Raw genomic sequence first — 17,218 nt, 5'->3', positions numbered from 1 at the left:
GCTGGCGGACGGGGTGCTGGGCCGGGTGCGCAACTTCGGCTAAAGCCGGGAACCGGAGACCCGGATCGGGCGTTCTCCCTGTACATTGCTCCGGCTGTTCGGGATCTGGCTCCGGTGCGTTCGGCGGTGACCCGGAACGGCCCGACACCGTACTGGATGGCACCGGGCGGTCCTGAGCGGCAGGGGCGGGTGTCTCGGCGCGAGCCGTACCCACCCCTGCCCCTCCGCTCCGGTCAGACCTGGTTGCGGCTCCGGCGCAGCCACCAGAAGGCGCCCGCGGCGGCGAGCACCAGAGTGGCCGCGACCGAGCCGAGGACGACGCCGGTGCCGCTGCCCGCCCCCTTCAGGTTCGTCGTGGCCGTCGTCGTCGCCGTGCTCGAGGCACCTGAGGGAGCGGACGGAGCTGCCGCCGACGGCTGTTCGGACGGGACGGCGCTCGGCGGCGGTGTCGGCGAGGGTGACGGACTCGGGGCGATCGGCTTGGCCCCGGGGGCCGCCGCCTTCAGTTCGAGTACGGGTGCCGGGTTGTCGACCTTTTCCCCGTTCGCGGGCACCTCGATCCAGCGGGAGACCTTGCCGTCTCCGTAGGTCTCCAGCGTCTTGAAGGCCAGGGCCTTCTCGTCGGGGAGCTGGCGCACCGTGATGCTGTACTCGGCATCGGTACCGGTGGCCAGGGCCGTGCCACCGATGCTGTACCCGTCCGGGGTGGCCGTCAGCTTCCACCCCTCGGGGGCGTCCTTCAGGGTTACGGCGTCCGGGGTGATGCCCTTCGGGAGCACGACCCGCAGCTCCGCGATGCCCGCGGAGTCCGACTCCGCTTCGGAAGTGAAGGAGAGCGTGACGTTCTCGGCGAGGGCGCGGGGGTCGGATGCGGTGACCCCGGCGTGTGCGGCGGCCGGCCCGGCGGCGATGCCGAGGACCACCAGGGCGCCGAAGGCCGTCAGCCCCAGGCCGGGCAGACGAGGAAGGCGCTGTGCTCTGGTCATGAGGGAGGAACCTCTCGGTACGAGGGGACTCGGGGGAACGTCTCCTACGTACGCGACAGGGGGCCCCCGACGCACCACCGTGTGACAGAGCGTCGTCGCGACCGCCCGTCCTACGACAAGACCGCTGCGCGGTACGGGCGCGGTTCTCGGCAGCGGGATCTGCCACGGCCGGTACAGGGCACCGAAGCCGGCGGCGGCAGCGGCGGCGGCCCGCTGGACCAACAGGTCCACCGTCTCGGGCAGGCGGCTGAGCACCTGATCCGCCCGGTACATGAGCAGAGCCATCGCACAGGTGGCCACACCGTGGGCCGCCGCCATCGCCCACGTGCCGTGGTGTGCGGAGGCACGCACGATCTGCGGCCCGGTGCCGTGGGCTTCGGCGTGTCCGTGAAACACCGGATGCTGCACGAACAAGGCACGGTGCAAGGCGAGTTGGGCGACACCGGTCATCGAGACCACGTGCCACCAGGGCCGGGATGTCCGGGTGAGGGGCAATGACAGCGCGAAGGCGACCGCCGCGCCGCCCGCCAACCGCTGCCAGGGAACGGGGTCCCCCGCGGCCAGGTGATGGCCCACGACGGCCAACGCCGAGCTCAGCGTCGTGAACACGGCAGCCCGCAGCCACCGTCCGCTCTGCCACTCGGGCGGCGGACACGGGCGCGTCCTTGCACGGTCTTCGGCCATGTCCGGTCATCATCCACCGGCTCTGCCGTCGGCAGGCTCCAACTGTCAATTGTGGAGCATCTTTCCGGATCGACCGCGCTGCGGCGGGGGCGGGTAGGCGGGTACGAGGGACGTATCAGCCGGGATCGGCATCAGCGAGGACCGTCAGATCAGGGCCAGGCACCTGCGAAGTCGATCTCCTCGGCCCAGTCCGGGTGGTCTATCAGCGGATTGCGATTTCCTTGTATCTCGGCTATCGCCGCGTTGCGGTGCTGCTCGTAGAGGCCCACCGGATGGTCCTTGTGCCAGCCCAGCAGCGTCTCGAGGCCGGTCCGCTGGAGTTCGCGCGCCTCGTCGCCGATCTTGCCGGGGTAGCGGAGCAAGAAGTAGAGCGTCGCCCTGGCGACCGGTCCCTTGCCCTTCGAGGGCTCGAACTTCCCCGGTTCCCGGCGCCCGCAGTCGTGCTGAACGACCTCGTTGAAGTCCGGGAAGTCGAAGTAGGGGATGTTTCCGCGGAAGCTGTTGCACGTCGCCTCGCAGGCGAAGAGATGGTGCAGGTCCCCACGCATCGGTTCCTTGTGGGTGAACCAGGACTGGGGTACGACGTGTTCGCAGTTGAAGGGCAGCGACGCCTCCAGGAGGGCGAGTTCGGCTTCGATGGCCTCCGGGCCGGGTGCGCTCTCGTGGAGCATGAACTCCTGCCAGCGTCCGATCCGGGCGGCCTCCACTGCCGCGTCGGCTTCCATGAGCTCCTGTGGGGTGAAGCCCTTGTCCGAGTAGATGCTGCGGAGCATTTCGTCGGGGTGCAGGTCCACCCACGGGTAGAGCAGACGCATCGGCTTGTACGACGGCCGGCGCTCGTGCGTGGACTCCAGATGCTCGGTGAGCGCGAGGCGCAAGCTCGTGGGGTTGCCGACGTGAAGGCCCGCGTAGTAGGCGTCGCGTGCCATCAGGTCCGCGGCCTCGTCGAAGTAGGGGCGGGCCCGGAAGGCCGCGAGGTTGACCATGGCGGCTGCCAGGTCCCGCGCGGCGGGCGACTGACCGTCGATACTTCCGATCCCTGCCGGCAACCCCACGTACGAGGGGGTGGTCGTCTGCGGCGCAGGTCCCGCAGCAGGTCCGGCAGCAGGTGATGCGGGCCGGGGCTGCGGGGCGTCGGCGTCGAGGCTGACGCTGATGTGCAGCGGGACGCTCCAGCGGACCGATCCCGTGGTGGCGTGCTGCTCACCGCTCCCGTCCATCGCCCCGTTCTGCGGCGCGTCACCGTTCACCCGGTTCGTCAGGACCGTCGGCGGCGAGACTTCCACCGGGTGCAGGGACGAGCCGGCCGCGAACAGCTCCGCGCGGAGCGTTGCGGCGCCGCCGGACAACGGGAACCGCTGGATCGCGCCGAGGATGCGGCTGACCCGCACGCCCTCATTGGCCTTCCAGTCCACCCGGTGCTCTCCCATGCTCGGATGCCAGCGGGTTCCGTCGACGGCCAGCACGTTGCCGTCGCGGTCCTTGCGGGGAGCACCTGCGTGGTGCAGTGCCACGACCTCCCACTGGTCGTTGAACACGGGAGCACCTGAGGAGCCGCGCGCCGTGTCGGCCGAGTAGTGCACGAAGTCGTCCAGCACGTCCACGATCTGGTTGTCCCGGAGGGCAAGTTGCTTGGGCTCGCCGTTGGGGTGCTGAATGATGTTGACGAGTTCCCCGATGACGGCCTTGCCCTGGGCTTCCTTGAGCGGCAGCCTCCCGAAGGCCGCCAGCGGCTGACCGTCTCGGGAGCGGTCGGAGACCGCGACCACGGTGAAATCGAGGTCACGGTGGGTGATGAAGAGGCTCTGCGGATCGAGCGGGAACACGACCGGAGCGAGCTGCTGCCCGTCCAAGCCGGCCTGGAAGTTGAACTCGATCACTGCGGCGGCCGCTTCCTCGGCGGAGCCGAGCACGTGGTTGTTCGTCATCAGCAATGAGGGGGACACCAGGAAACCGGTTCCGTGGTGGGTCGACCCGGGACTCCGGACGGTTATTCGGCCGACCGAGCGGGCGGCGAGGAAACCGCCTTCTAGGTAGTCGATCCCGATGAGATCGTTGCGGCCCATGAACCGTTCAAGCGTCAACAGGTCGGTGCTGACCAGCTCGCGGTCCAGATCCAGGCTGGTACCGGTCGTGGCGGTCGCCGGTGTCCGCTCGATCGCCGTGGCCATCGCCCAGTCGACGCCCAGACGGGTCAGCCTGCTGCTGACCCGTTCCCGGGTGTCTGCATAGAGGATGCCGTGTTGCTCGAGCGCCTCCCGATGGCCGTCACGCTCTCCGGTACGGCTTGCATAGCGCCGACCGGCATCCTCCATCTGCTCCAGGAAACCCTTGTCGACCCGTGACACCTGCTCCACTGTCATGTCGGCTCGCCTCCTCGGCGGCACTCTTCATGCTCAGATGTCGGAAGTACCCCCCTTCCTTCCAGTATGAGGACAGGGCCTGGGTGCCGCTCAGCCGAACAGGACTGCGCTGCGGAGTGGTTGCTGCGTCAATTTCTCGCCGAGCCCCGGGCCGGGCGACTCGCTCGGAAAGCCGCTCACCGCGCACGGGCAATCCCATCTGCTCACCGAGCGCGTGGAGGGGCGCGGGCCGGCGGGGACGGAACCGGTCGGAGGGAGGGTGTGCGCCGAGTGGTGGAGGATCGGCTTGCCGGGGTGCGGGTACTGGTGAAGCATCAGATTACGGGACGTACCGCCTACGCATCGTGATGCCACGATGCGTAGGCGGTACGTCCTCCACCTGCCTGCTCGACTGCATGAGGAGTGGCCATGGAAGACGACCCGCTGAGCCGTCGACGGCTGTTGTGGGGTGCTGCCGGCGCTGCGGGCACGGCTCTGGCCGCTGCCGGTCTGCCCCTGCTGATGGGGCCCGAGGAGAAGGTGGCGGCTGCGCCACCGAGACCCGTGCGCAAGGCCCCCGTCGCCGCCGCCGGGCCGCCCGCGGCGCGGCGAACGGATCCCTCGGTGGACTACGCCCCCGCCGTCTGGGTCGAAGCCTCCGAGTCCAACTACACGGCCTCCGAGCGTCCCGAGGCCTATCCCATCGAATACGTCGTCATTCATCTGACAACGGACATCTTGCCGGTCATGTTCGCCAAGTTCAAGGACCCCGCCGAGAGGGTGTCCGCGCACTACATGATCAGCGCAACCGGCACGCGGATCGCCCAGTGCGTGCGCGAGCGCGACGTTGCTTGGCACTCCGGCAGCGTTTGGTACAACCACCGGAGCATCGGCATCGAGCACGAAGGCTGGACCGATCAGCCCGTTTACACCAACAAGATGTACGAGGCATCCGCCGTGCTCACGGCCACGATCTGTGCGAAGTACGACGTGCCGGTCGACCGGGACCACATCCTGGGTCACGTCGAGGTCCCGCTGTCCACTCACGACGACCCCGGGACCGTATGGAACTGGGACAAGTACATGAAGCTCGTCGATACCGCCCGCCAGCGCATCAGGACCTGAAAGCGCGTCGCCCCGTCACGCCGGCTTGCCGTCCCCGTAGAGCCACGGGTCCCAGATCGAGTCGAGGTCCCGGCCGGCCCTGGCCTCCACGTACGCGGTGAAGTCCTCCGTGGCGGCGTTGCCGTGGCGGTGGCGCAGGGTCCAGCCCCGCACCAGGGCGCGGAAGGCCGCGTCGCCCACGGCCTGGCGGATCTTGTGGATCACCATCGCGCCGCGCACGTACACCGGCTGGGCGGAGATGTCCGAAGCGCTCGGCGGCTCTGCGGGCGGGAAGTCCCACTCGTCGTCGTCCGCGGCCTTGGCGTGGTTGCGGTCGAAATGGTCCTGGGCGCTGGCCCCGCCGTGGTCTTCGGTCCACAACCACTCCGCATAGGTCGCGAAGCCCTCGTTGAGCCACATGTCCCGCCAGGTCCGCGGGGTGACGGAGTTGCCGAACCACTGGTGGGCCATTTCGTGCACCACGTTGGTGGTGTGGAAGATGCCGGCCGGAATGGTCGGCCTGGTCTGGGTCTCCAGGGCGTACGGCACGTCCGCCGCCTGATCGACGATCAACCCGGCGGCGGAGAAGGGGTAGGGGCCGAACCTCCCCTCGGCCCATTCCATGATCTCGGGGAAGCGGCCGAGGACCTCGCCGTCCTCGTCCACGCCCGCGGTCGTGTCCACCGCCGACACGACCGGCACGCCCGAACGGGTCCGGGAGGTCTTGATGTCGTAGCTGCCGATGGCCACGGTCGCCACGTAGCTGGCCATGGGCTCGGGCTGGTGCCAGTGGAAGGTGGCGCGGTCGCCGCTGGTGCGCCGGGAGCGCAGCTGCCCGTTGGAGATCGCTTGTACCTCCTTGGGGACCGTGACGGTGATGTCGTACGAGGCCTTGTCCGCGGGGTGGTGGTTGCCCGGGAACCAGGACATCGAGCCCGTCGGCTCACCGAACGCGACCGCTCCCTTGCCCGTCCTCAACCAGCCTTCGCGCCATCCGTGGTCATGGGTGATCGACTCCGGCACGCCCGCGTAGTGCACGACGCTGCGGAACGTGGCGCCCTTCCTGAGGTGATCGCGCGGCTGCAGGGTCAGCTCCTGCCCGTCCCTGCGGAACCGCGCCGTGCGGTCGTCGACGGTGGCGCTCAGCACCTCGATGCCGAGGAGGTCGAGATGGAAGGCGCTGAGGTCCTCGGTGGCCTTGGCGGTGATCTCCGCCGTTCCGTCGAGGCGGCCGCTGCCGGGGTCGTAGGCCAGGGTCAGGGCGTAGTGGGTGACGTCGTAGCCGCCGTTGCCGAGCTCCGGGAAGTACGGGTCACCGGTGCCTGCGGCGGCGGGGTGCCCGCCGCGGAACGCCGTGCCAGCAGCCCCCGCCCGAGCGGTGACCGCACCGGAACGGGCCCCCGTTCCGCCGCCACGGCCGTCGGACTCCGAGCACGCGGGGAGCACGGCGAGCAGGCCCGCGACCGCGAAGGCGGCCAGACGTCCGGAAGTCTTCACGCAGCCGATCATGACCCAGCCCCCGAGCGCCCCGACCTCGCCACGCCGTGCCCATGGCCCCTCCGGCGGGCACCGCCCCGGACGCCACCGGCTGTGGTCCGCTGACGGCGCCCGGGAACGCCTGCTCCAGCAGGTCCGGGCCGCCGAGGCCCTCCACGTGCCCCGAGCGGGCGCTGGAGATCCAACTCGCGCTGCGCCTCCGCCGGGTGAACGGCAGTGACGGCCCGGACCGGTCGACTTCGCGGCGTGGCCCGCGCGGACCCGGTTCAGCTGGCAGGCTGGACGGTATGTGCGGCCGATACGCTTCCACCCGCAGTCCCGAGGACCTGTCCGGTCTCTTCCGGGCCACGCCCCCGGATCCGGGCCACGTGCTGGAGCCCAGCTGGAACGTTGCCCCCACCGATGCCGTGTGGGCGGTGCTGGAGCGCGCCGACCGGGAGAGCGGGGTGCTGGAGCGGCAGCTGCGCCCCTTGCGGTGGGGGCTGGTGCCCTCGTGGTCGAAGAGCCTGTCCAGTGGCGCGAAGATGATCAATGCGCGGGTGGAGACGGTGCACGAGAAGCCGGCCTACCGGCGCGCCTTCGCCAAGCGCCGGTGCCTGCTGCCAGCCGACGGGTTCTACGAGTGGGAGCCCGTCCCCGCTTCCGGTTCTGCGAAGGCGTACAAGCAGCCGTACTTCATCCGGCCCGAGGACGGCGACGTGATGGCGATGGCCGGGCTGTACGAGTTCTGGCGCGACCCCGCGGTCGCCGTCGACGACGATCCGGCGGCGTGGTGGGCGACCTGCACGATCATCACCACCGAGGCCACCGACGCCGCCGGCCGGGTCCACCCCCGGATGCCGCTCGCGCTCGCCCCGGCGGACTACGAGGCCTGGCTCGACCCGTCCCACCAGGACCCGGACGCGCTGCGCGCCCTGCTCGCCGCTCCCGCGGGCGGCCGGCTCGACGTCCGCGCCGTGTCGACCGCGGTCAACAACGTGCGCAACAACGGGCCCGAGCTCCTCGACGCGCCCCCCGCCCCGGGGCGCTGAGCAGCACGGCCCGACTCCCGCTCCTGACTCCCGCTCGTGACTCCTGACTCCTGACTCCTGACTCCGCTTCGGCCGGTGCCGCGCCGCCCGCCGCGCGGCGAAGTAAAGAAATATTGACACCGTGTCCTGATTCATTGACACTACCGATGTCGGGTTTTCTTTACATCAGGAGTGGCAGTGGCAGTCGAGGAGAAACGCGCGTGGATCATGATCGTGGTCACGCTCGCGTCGTACGGGGCGTATCTGGCCATCGTTCTCGGGCGGTCCGGGAGCGGCCCCCTGACCCAGCAGCCCTACGCGGCCGCACTCCTGTGGACCGTCGGCGCGGCGATCATCGCCTCGATCGTCCTCCACATCACCGTGTCGCTGCTCTCGCCGGAGGAGGGCAAGGTCAAGGACCAGCGCGACCGGGAGATCAACCAGTTCGGTGAACACATCGGCCAGTCGTTCATCGCGATCGGCGCCGTGGCCGCGATGCTCCTGGCGATGGCCGAGGCGGACCAGTTCTGGATCGCCAACGCGATCTACCTGGGATTCGTCCTGTCCGCCCTGCTCGCGTCCACCGCGAAGATCGCCTCCTACCGGCTCGGCTTCCACCCGTGGTGAGGCCCACCCGGGTCACCAACAGCATCCGGGCCCTGCGCTTCGCCAACGGCGAGATGACCCAGGCCGAACTGGCCCGCCGGATCGGCGTGACCCGTCAGACCGTCATCGCCATCGAGCAGGGCCGCTATTCGCCTTCCCTGGAGAAGGCGTTCGAGATCGCGCGCGTGTTCGCAGTACCGCTCGACACCGTGTTCCAGTACACCTCCACCGAAGGAGACGAAGCATGAAGGCCATGGTCCAGGACGTTTACGGATCGCCCGAGGTCCTGCGCATAGCAGAGGTGGACCGGCCGGTCGCGGGCCCGGGCGAGGTCCTCGTCCGGGTGCACGCGGCCGGCGTCGACCAGGGCGTCTGGCACCTCATGGCGGGCCTGCCCTACGCGGTCCGCGCCGTGACGGGCCTGCGCAGACCCCGGACGCGCGTCCGGGGCCTGGACGTCGCGGGGGTGGTCGAGGCCGTCGGCCCGGACGTCACCCGCTTCCGGGAGGGCGACGAGGTGTACGGAAACTGCACGGGGTCGTTCGCCGAGTACGCCCGTGCCAAGGAGAAGGCCCTCGCACCCAAGCCGGCCTCCCTCAGCTTCGAACAGGCCGCGACGGTGCCCGTCTCCGCGTGCACCGCGCTGGGCGCGGTTCGGGACAGCGGACGGGTCAAGGCCGGTCAGAGCGTGCTCGTCCTCGGCGCCTCGGGCGGTGTGGGCAGTTTCGCCGTACAGGTGGCCAAGGCCTACGGCGCCCACGTCACCGGAGTGTGCAGCACCGCCAAGGCCGACCTGGTCCGCTCCCTCGGTGCCGACGAGGTCCTCGACTACACCCAGCAGGACCCCGTCGACGGCACCCGCCGCTACGACGTCATCCTGGACATCGCCGGCAACCGGCCCATCGCCCGGATGCGCCGCGCCCTGACCCCCCGCGGGACCCTCGTCATCATCGGCGGGGAAGACGGCGGCAAGTGGATCGGCGGCAACCAGCGGCAGCTGGGCGCGATGTTGCTGACGCCCTTCGTCGGCCACCGGCTGCGTGCGCACGGCACCGTAGTGCGCCACCGCGACCTCGAAGCCCTCACGGAGCTCATCGAGGCCGGCTCGGTGACCCCCGCCGTCGACCGGACCTACCCGCTGGCCGAACTCCCCGACGCCATTCGCCGGATGCGGGACGGCCAGGTGCGCGGAAAGATCGCCATCCGGCTATGAGGCGTCCAGCCTGATGCGGGCGGCGACCGGTAGGTGGTCGCTGCCGGTGGCGGGCAGCGTCCACACCTCGGCAACGGTCGCCGAGCGGGTGAGGACCTGATCAATCCGGGCGACCGGGACGGCGGCGGGCCAGCTGAGGGCGAGCCCCCGCCGCGGCGCGCTCAACCGGGAGGTCAGCGGGGCGATCCCGCGATCGTCCACCGTCCCGTTGAGGTCACCCAGCAGGACCACCCGCTCCAGCTTCTCGGCGGCGACCGCCGCCCCCAGCAGTCGCGCGCTCTCGTCCCGCGGGCCGGAGCCGAAACCGCCCGCCCGGAAGCGGACCGAGGGCAAGTGCGCCACGTACACCGCGATCTCACCCCGTGGCGTGCGCACCCCGCAGCGCAGGCCGCGGTTCCAGCCCTCTCCGATGCCCGAGGGCCTGATGTCCACCCGGCGGACGTCGGTGAGCGGATGCCTCGACCAGAGGCCGACCGTGCCCTCGAGCGCGTGGTACGGGTACACGGCCGCCAGCGCCGCCTCGTAGGCCGGCAGCGCGGAGGGCGTCAGCTCCTCCAGGGCGATGAGATCCGGCGCGGAGGCGATCAGGGCGCGCGCCGTGCCGGCGGGGTCCGGGTTCTCGTCACTCACATTGTGTTGGACGGCCGTGATGTCGTGCGCGCCGCGGTCCGCCGGCAGCAGCAGCCCGCCGAACAGGCCCGCCCACGCGGCCGCGGGCAGCAGCACGGCCACCAGCGCGGTGAACGAGCGGCGCACCAGCGCCGAGACCAGCAGGCCCGGGACCGCGAGGCCCAGCCAGGGCAGAAAGGCCTCCAGCGCACTCCCCAGCCTGCCCACCGCGTTGGGGACCGCGGAGTGGAACACCAGCAGCGCGGCGCTCAGTACGGCGAGTGCCGCGAGAACGCGCCCGCGCGTCCAGGGAGTACGGCCCCGGGCGTCGGTACCCCAGCGCCGCCGGGCGGTGCGCCGCGCGTCGTTCCCCGCCGCGTCCACCGCCACCGCAGCCCCACCCGTCTGCCTCGGACCGTCTTCCACCTCGAGTACGACGCGTGATCGGGCGGCCGGGTTCCCGTCGGGGAGGGTGTGGAAGAGTGATCATCCGGGCCCCCGCCCGCACCGGGCGGTCGGGGGAGTGAGGGCGGGAGACGCGCATGGGTACGGCGAGGGTCGCGGTCGTGACGAGCAAGGGCGGCGCAGATCAAGACGCGGACCTCCCGCTGATCCTGACCGCGTTGCGCGCCGCCGGCCTGTCGGCGCAGGCGGTGGCCTGGGACGCGGACACCCCGCGATGGGACGGCTACGACCTCGCGGTCATCCGGTCGACCTGGGACTACGCGGACCGCCTCGCGGAGTTCCTGGCCTGGGCGGATACGACGGCCGAGGTCACCCGGCTGTGGAATCCGGCGCCGTTGGTGCGCTGGAACAGCGACAAGCGCTATCTGCTGGAGCTCGCCGCGCGCGGAGTGCCGGTCGTACCGACCCGGGTCGTCGAACCTGGCGGGGTCTGCGACGCGGCGGACTTCGACGGACCGCACGGGGTGGTGGTCAAGCCGGCCGTCTCCTCGGGCGCACGGGACACCGCGCGCTACGAGCCGGGCCGCCGGGTGGACGCCGAGCGCCATGCGCGGACGCTGCTCGACCAGGGCCGCACGGCGATCGTCCAGCCGTATCTGCCGCTGGTGGAGGAGGGGGAGCGGGCGCTGGTCTTCTTCGGCGGCACCTTCAGCCACGCGATCCGCAAGCAGGCCCTGCTGACGGAGGCGGGGCTGATCGACAACTTCAGGGTGCCGCACCCGGGTGCCGCCCCCTACCAGCCGTCCGAAGCGGAGCTCCGTACGGCTCGGGCGGCGCTGGCCGCGGTCCCCGCCCCGGGCGACCTGCTCTTCGCCCGGGTGGACCTGGCGTTGAACGGGGCCAGGGAACCCGTCGTCATGGAGCTGGAACTCATCGAGCCGAACCTGTTCCTGAGCATCAACCCGCAGGGGCTGGAGCGCTTCGCCGAGGCGGTCGCCGCCGCGGTGCCCACGGGCCGTTAGCACACGGCGCAGGGGGTGTCCCGTCGATCGGGTCCCGCCCGATGGACACGACACCCCCTGGCGCTCCGGCCCCGGTGACCGGGGCCCTACGGACCCGCCCTGACCGGGTCCGGCCGAGGAGCTCCAGCCGAGCCGTTCTAGCCGAGGCGGTCGAGCCGCAGGCGCCGCCGGCGGCGGAGCAGGAGACCCACGGCCGCGCCGGTCACGGCGGTCACCGCCACACCTGCCGTCGTCCACCAGATGGCGTACCCCTCGGTGTCGGCGGCCGGTTCCGCGGCCTGCGCCGAAGGGGCGGCCGGGGTCGGGGCGGCGGAGTCCGCCGAGGACACCGGCGCGGCGGACGACGGGACGGGGGCCGGTGCGGAGGCGACCGGGGTCGGAGCGACCGGGGCCGGGTCCACCACGGGTACCGCCACATCGAGTTCGCCGTGCCCCAGGGCCGGGAAGCCCACGTCGATGCTGACCTTCCACGAACCCGGCGGCAGCACTTCGGCCGTGGTCCAGCCCGCGGGCGCCGCGGCGGGGTCGCGCACCAGGCGCCAGGCCCCCATGGTGCGGGTGCCGTCGACGCTGGTCGCGTTCAGGGTCGCGGCGACGGCCTCCTCGACGGCGTCGCCGTCGTTCTCCCAGGTGACGTCGGCGGTGACGTGACCCTCGCGTTGCCCGGTCACCACCACCTTCACGGTGTCACCGTGGGCGTGGGCCGCGGCGGGGAGCAGGAACATGAGGCCGAGTGCCGCCAGGGCGGCCGAGAAAACGATTCGTATGCGCATCGTCGGGGTGCTCCGGTCAAGATGAGGGGTGCCGACGGACGGCCGCGCGGTGCGGCCGTCCGTCGGGGGTGGGTTCACGCCGTCAGGGCGTCAGGGTGTGCTGCGCCGTGGCGGTGATCAGCCGGACTTCTGCAGGGTCCAGGCCTGCGTCGCGCGGCCGTCCGCACGCTGGAGGTCGAGCAGCCAGTACCCGTAGTAGGGGCGGTTGCTGACGGTGAGGGCGAAGCCGCCGCTGGCATCCGTCACGGTCACCGTGCCACCCTTGGACGTCAGCTTCCAGGTTTGCGCGCCGTTGCCGCCCGCGCAGGGCTGCTGAGCGACCCACATGCCCGCGGCGGGGGTGCCGCCCGGCTGGAGGCACTTGCCGGAGGCCGCGGACTTGATGCGCACCTGGCCGTTGCCCGCGTCGTCGAAGTACCACTGCTGCTGGGCGTACCCGTTGGTGCGGCCGCCCACGAGGACGGTGCCGTCGGCGGTGCGGCCGCCCCACAGCTCCGCGGCCATGCCGCTGCTGCCGTTGCCGAGCACGTACTTGGTGCCCGGAGTGGTGGCGCCGCCACCCGCACCCGTCGTACGGAAGGACGCGGCCTTGCCGGGGCCGCTGTCACGGCCGGCGCTGTCGCGGACCGAGACGGTGACCTTGTAGGCGGTGTTGGGCTGCAGGTTGTAGATGCGGAGCACCTGGGACTGGACCCACGTCAGGTGCTTGCCGTTCAGCTGCACCGCGTACCAGGCGGCGCCGTCGACCTTGGGCCAGCTCACGACGACGGAGGTGGACTGGATCTGGCCCGCCGTTACGGTCGGTCCGCCGGAGGGCTTCTTGGTCGGCGTCGGCGAGGGCTTCTTGGTGGGCGTGGGGGAGGGGTTCGGACCGGGGTCCGTGCCGCCACCGCCGCCCTTGCTTTTCATCAGGAACTGGTTGTCCGCGATGTTCCAGTGCGTGGCCAGGTAGCTGCCGGCCTTGGGACTGGTGTGGAAGTAGTCGTCGTGGTTGCAGTCCAGGATGTTCTCGGCCGCCTGGTTGGTGCAGATGTTACGCATCTGCGGGTAGTACGGGGTGTCCGAGTAGCACATGACGTCGTACTCGTCGGTGCAGTGCGCGCCACGGCTGGTGTTCGGGGCGCTGTTGTTGACCGCGCCCAGGTTGTGGCCGAGTTCGTGCGCGGCGGTGTGACCGCCCCAGCAGCCGGAGTCGGTGCGCCCGTAGGAGGGACCGAAGTTGCTCTGGTTGGCCTGGCCGGGCCGCTCGTCGCCCGCGAAGGTGCCGATGCCGCAGTAGACCTGGGTGTCGGCGAAGATCATGTACTTGCGGTCGCGACGGTCGAGGCCCTTGCCGGCGAGCGCGTTGTTGGTCGCGCTGAACTCGGCGAGGGCCGAGGCCGAGAGCTCGATGTTGAGCACGGTGGGGGTGCAGTCGGCGGCCGTCACGTAGCGGATGTGACGTACTCCGCCGGTCTCCTTGGCACTCGCCGAGTAGATGAGGTCGGCGTCGGCCGCCCACTTGCGGAACGAGGCGACGTACTCGGAGTAGCGATCCTTGCCCGGTGCGTGGACGTAGACGACCTGCACGCGGTTGCCGGTGCTGCCGTCGCCGTCGCACTGGACGGTCTGGCCGGCGGGACCGGCGGCGACGTTCTGGCTGCCGGCCGGGGCGGCGGCTGCTGCGGGTTCGGGTGCGGAGGCCTTGGTGGCCGTCGACGCATCGGCCGCGGGCGCGTCCTGAGGACGCCCGTCGCCTTCCTTGCTCGCCGGGTCATCGGCCGCGGGGCGGGCCGGATCGGCCGCCGGAGCGGCCTCCTTGACGGCGGGCGGGATGTCCTTCGTGATGTCGACGCCCTTGGGCGGGGCGTCGGGGCCGTGGGTGCACAGCCCGGTGTCGGTGCGGTAGACACCCACGCACCGGTCGCCCTTCGGCGCGGCCTGGAGGCCGTCGTAGATCATGCCGCGCGCGGTCTCGTTGGCGGGCGCGGCCGCGATGGGATCCGGCTCCTGGTCACGGGCCGGTGCGGCGGCGGGTGCCTCTGCGGCGGCGGCCTCCACCACGGGAGCCGCCGCCTGGGCGCCGTCGCCGATTCCGGAGTAGGCGATGCCTGCGGCTATCAGCCCCGCCGCTGCCGTGGCGGCAGTGACGAGTATCAACCGCCGGGGTTTGCGGCGGTGGTCGGCGGCGGCGGCAGGCCGTCTGCGACGTCCTGTCATGGGCACCTCAAATCGTTGTCGGAAGACTGGGTTCGCGGAAGCCTGCCAGACGAATGCGGAGGAGAATTCGGACAAACGGGGGCGCGACCCGAGAAATCATTCCGTTACCTATCGGCCTGATTTGACGAACCATCAACTCGCAATGAAATAAAGCAAGTTACGCGCGTCGCGTTCCAATGGTCCAGTCCTTTCCGGATGGGTTGTTATCAAATCGAGATACAAACCGGAGGCTTGTTGACGGGAATTCAGTCAGGAATTCACCTAATTGCTACCAGCTGAATTCCCTCGGTCACGACCCGTGAGGTGCGGTAGGCGCGATGCGCGCGGCGGGGCCGCGGAAGGATGCCCGAGGCCCGGGAGTTCGCCCGGGGAGTCCGCGGGACCCGACCCCAACGTCGAGCAGGCCCTGGAGGTCCCCGGTTTCCGGGGAGCACCGGAACGACGCCGGGGCCGCCCGGGTCCGACTCGGGGGAACCACCTCCGCGGCGCACCCGCCCGCGTCGATCCGGGTCGCGGTGTCGCCCACCAGGCGTACGTCCTCGGCCAGGACCTCGCGGTGGGCGCCGATCACGACCGGTCGGCCCGGCTCCGCAGGGTGCCTGGTGGCGGGTCAGCCGTCGAGGACGCTCAGGTCGATGCGGGCCAGGCGCTCGGGGTCGGTGAGGATGTCGAGCGCGATGATCCGGCCGTCCCGGATGGTGAACGCCATGACCGACAGCGGCCGGCCCTCCGCCGTCGCGACGACCCCGGGGACCCCGTTGACCAGTACGGCGCGGGCGGCCTCGGCGAACCGCGCGAAGGTGATCGCCTGGGAGGCGACCTCGGCCGCGCCGCGCCGGAGCAGCGAGGGACGCAGCGCGCCGCCGTCGGAGCGGGCCACCACATCGGGGTCGAGGACCGCGACCAGGGCGTCGAAGTCCCCGCCGCGCGAGGCCGTGAGGAAGGCGTCGACGATGGCGCGCAGCCGGCCTCGGTCGGGGTCCGGAGCGGGCGTCGCGCCCCGGACGCGGCGGCGGGCCCGGCTCGCGAGCTGCCGGGTCGTGGCGGCGGACCGACCGAGCACGGGGGCGATCTCGTCGAAGGGCACGGCGAACAGGTCGTGCAGGACGAACGCCAGCCGCTCGGCGGGGGCGAGGGTGTCCAGTACGACCATTAGGGCGAGGCCGACCGAGTCGGCCAGGAGGATCTCCTGCTCGGGGTCGATCCCGTCCGCGCGGCTGATGATCGGGTCGGGAAGGCGGACCTGCCCGTCCTGCTCGGGCAGCGGATCCTCGCGCCGCGTGCCGCGCGAGCGCAGCATGTCCAGACACACCCGGCCGACGACGGTGGTCAGCCAGCCGCCCAGGTTCTCCACCGCGGTGACGTCGGAGCGGTTCAGCTTGAACCAGGCCTCCTGCACGGCGTCCTCCGCCTCGCTGAGCGAGCCCAGCATCCGGTAGGCCACCGCCCTCAGGTGGGAGCGGTGCTCCTCGAAGCGCTGCGCCAGAACTTCCTTCTCGCTCACCGTTACATCCCCGTGTTCCGATCCGTCAGTGCCGAGTCGGACGATAGTCGACCGGCGGCAACTGGCTTGGACCGCAAGGGAATCGAGGGGGCGGAGCTGCCTCTTCCACCGCGGCGGCCGCGCCTACCGCTCGGCCCGGGCCGTCCAGGAATCATGACGGCCATGTCCAGCAGCCGGTCCCGCGTGGAGCCCCCGGACTTCCGCACGGCGCTCTGTCCGCGGTACAGCAGGGCGTGGTGGTCGGCGAACTTGTTCTGGTCCAGGGCGGCGCGCAGGGCGTTCGCCGCGAACTTCTCGCACCGACGGGTCAGGGATGGCGGTACACGACCCCTGACCCCCGCTCCGCACCTCCCGCGAACGGTACGAGGGTGACGGCGACCGTCACCGCAGCCCCGCCTCGGCTTCGAGGAACCGGCGCAGGTCGATGACCTCGTAGTCCGCGGCCAGGGCGGCGTCGACGATCAGGGGAAGGGCCTCGGCGTCGAGGACGACGCCCGAGCCGTTGCTGCCGACGTGCATCTGGATGATCGCCCCGGGCGCGAAGGCGTCGACGGCCCGTTCGACGGCCCTGTCCACGCTCATGCCTCCCTGCGGGCCCAGGTAGCCGTTCGTGTCGGTGCTGAACTCGATCGCCGCGTAGCCCAGGTCGTTGACGTCGGCGATGGACTCCGGGGTCGTGGAGCTGTAGGGGAACCGGAAGAACGGCAGGGGCTCGGTCCCGGACGCCGCCCGGATGGCCGCGTCGGCTTCGCGGACCTCGTTCGCCCGTTCGGCGGTGCTGAGGTCGTCGAAGGAGGGGTGGCTGTGCGAGTGGTTGCCGAGGCCGTGACCCGCATCGGCGATGGAGCGCACCGCCGCGGGGTGGGTCTCGGCGAACTCTCCGGTCGGGAAGAAGGTGGCGGGCAGCTTTCGCCGGCGCAGTTCGGCCAGCACCGTGTCGATCCCGTCGACGTTCCAGGCGGCGTTGAAGGTCAGGGCCAGTGCCTTGTGGGAGGTGGGTAGCCGGCGGATCTCCTCACCCAGCAGCGCGGCCGGCGGGCGGGGACCGGCGGTGGCCCGGGCGGTGCGCCCCGGCGCGGCCGAGGCGGGCGAGGAGGGCACGAACCCGGTGAACCCGGCGAACCCCGCGCACAGCAGGCCCGTCAGGGCGGAGCGTCGTACCACATCCACCACGGTCACTCCCCACGGTCACGGCCTTCGGCTCCGGCCTGCCACCGACTATGCGACGGCGCGGTCCGCAGCACCCGCAGCCCGTGCCGGGCAC

The 17,218-nt window shown here is 71.2% G+C and carries 14 protein-coding genes; 6 read left to right on the top strand and 8 right to left on the bottom strand.

What is annotated here, in order from left to right; translation table 11 throughout:
- Positions 1-233 precede the first annotated feature (233 nt).
- On the bottom strand, positions 234-1,595 hold the full coding sequence (locus ACIQK6_RS01545; RefSeq protein WP_329106088.1) for a DUF1775 domain-containing protein: 1,362 nt from the start codon (positions 1,593-1,595) through the stop codon (positions 234-236).
- A gap of 224 nt (positions 1,596-1,819) precedes the next feature.
- Positions 1,820-4,033, bottom strand: a complete 2,214-nt coding sequence (locus ACIQK6_RS01540; protein ID WP_402694086.1) for an endonuclease — start codon at positions 4,031-4,033, stop codon at positions 1,820-1,822.
- Positions 4,034-4,441: 408 nt separating this feature from the next.
- On the opposite strand from ACIQK6_RS01540, the gene ACIQK6_RS01535 reads away from it, so the two are divergent.
- The gene (locus ACIQK6_RS01535) at positions 4,442-5,137 is read left to right on the top strand and encodes a peptidoglycan recognition family protein (protein ID WP_329106092.1); all 696 of its coding nucleotides are present in this window, start codon (positions 4,442-4,444) and stop codon (positions 5,135-5,137) included.
- Positions 5,138-5,152: 15 nt separating this feature from the next.
- Here the strand turns inward: ACIQK6_RS01535 and ACIQK6_RS01530 are convergent, their stop codons facing one another.
- Positions 5,153-6,625, bottom strand: a complete 1,473-nt coding sequence (locus ACIQK6_RS01530; RefSeq protein WP_402694085.1) for a M1 family metallopeptidase — start codon at positions 6,623-6,625, stop codon at positions 5,153-5,155.
- 275 nt (positions 6,626-6,900) lie between these two features.
- On the opposite strand from ACIQK6_RS01530, the gene ACIQK6_RS01525 reads away from it, so the two are divergent.
- The 4 genes from ACIQK6_RS01525 to ACIQK6_RS01510 all read left to right on the top strand — a co-directional run bounded on the left by ACIQK6_RS01525 (position 6,901) and on the right by ACIQK6_RS01510 (position 9,442).
- Positions 6,901-7,644 (top strand): SOS response-associated peptidase, encoded by a 744-nt coding sequence (locus tag ACIQK6_RS01525; RefSeq protein WP_329106097.1) that lies wholly within the window; start codon positions 6,901-6,903, stop codon positions 7,642-7,644.
- A gap of 177 nt (positions 7,645-7,821) precedes the next feature.
- The gene (locus ACIQK6_RS01520) at positions 7,822-8,250 is read left to right on the top strand and encodes a hypothetical protein (protein ID WP_329106100.1); all 429 of its coding nucleotides are present in this window, start codon (positions 7,822-7,824) and stop codon (positions 8,248-8,250) included.
- A gap of 23 nt (positions 8,251-8,273) precedes the next feature.
- Positions 8,274-8,477 (top strand): helix-turn-helix transcriptional regulator, encoded by a 204-nt coding sequence (locus tag ACIQK6_RS01515; RefSeq protein ID WP_314246239.1) that lies wholly within the window; start codon positions 8,274-8,276, stop codon positions 8,475-8,477.
- Complete coding sequence (locus tag ACIQK6_RS01510) at positions 8,474-9,442, top strand: NAD(P)-dependent alcohol dehydrogenase (RefSeq protein WP_402694084.1); 969 nt, start codon at positions 8,474-8,476, stop codon at positions 9,440-9,442. The genes ACIQK6_RS01515 and ACIQK6_RS01510 overlap by 4 nt, the downstream gene beginning before the upstream one ends.
- Here the strand turns inward: ACIQK6_RS01510 and ACIQK6_RS01505 are convergent.
- Positions 9,437-10,324, bottom strand: coding sequence for an endonuclease/exonuclease/phosphatase family protein (locus ACIQK6_RS01505; protein ID WP_402694276.1), 888 nt, complete (start codon positions 10,322-10,324; stop codon positions 9,437-9,439). The two genes, ACIQK6_RS01510 and ACIQK6_RS01505, sit on opposite strands and share 6 nt — an antisense overlap.
- Before the next feature lie 269 nt (positions 10,325-10,593).
- Between ACIQK6_RS01505 and ACIQK6_RS01500 the strand changes: the two genes are divergently transcribed.
- Complete coding sequence (locus ACIQK6_RS01500) at positions 10,594-11,478, top strand: RimK family alpha-L-glutamate ligase (RefSeq protein ID WP_402694083.1); 885 nt, start codon at positions 10,594-10,596, stop codon at positions 11,476-11,478.
- Between the two features lie 137 nt (positions 11,479-11,615).
- Here ACIQK6_RS01500 and ACIQK6_RS01495 read toward each other — a convergent pair whose 3' ends face one another.
- The 4 genes from ACIQK6_RS01495 to ACIQK6_RS01480 form a co-directional block, all read right to left on the bottom strand.
- Positions 11,616-12,251 carry a hypothetical protein gene (locus ACIQK6_RS01495; RefSeq protein ID WP_329106106.1) on the bottom strand — a complete coding sequence of 212 codons (636 nt, stop codon included), beginning with the start codon at positions 12,249-12,251 and terminating at the stop codon, positions 11,616-11,618.
- A 117-nt stretch (positions 12,252-12,368) separates the two neighbouring features.
- Positions 12,369-14,450 carry an RICIN domain-containing protein gene (locus tag ACIQK6_RS01490; protein WP_329106108.1) on the bottom strand — a complete coding sequence of 694 codons (2,082 nt, stop codon included), beginning with the start codon at positions 14,448-14,450 and terminating at the stop codon, positions 12,369-12,371.
- 610 nt (positions 14,451-15,060) lie between these two features.
- Positions 15,061-15,954 (bottom strand): sigma-70 family RNA polymerase sigma factor, encoded by an 894-nt coding sequence (locus ACIQK6_RS01485; RefSeq protein WP_402694082.1) that lies wholly within the window; start codon positions 15,952-15,954, stop codon positions 15,061-15,063.
- A gap of 381 nt (positions 15,955-16,335) precedes the next feature.
- Positions 16,336-17,124 carry a polysaccharide deacetylase family protein gene (locus ACIQK6_RS01480; RefSeq protein ID WP_402694081.1) on the bottom strand — a complete coding sequence of 263 codons (789 nt, stop codon included), beginning with the start codon at positions 17,122-17,124 and terminating at the stop codon, positions 16,336-16,338.
- Positions 17,125-17,218: the final 94 nt, after the last annotated feature.

It is taken from the genome of Streptomyces sp. NPDC091682 (assembly GCF_044756625.1).
Taxonomy (GTDB): domain Bacteria; phylum Actinomycetota; class Actinomycetes; order Streptomycetales; family Streptomycetaceae; genus Streptomyces.
This window is presented reverse-complemented; position numbering and strand designations above follow the sequence as displayed.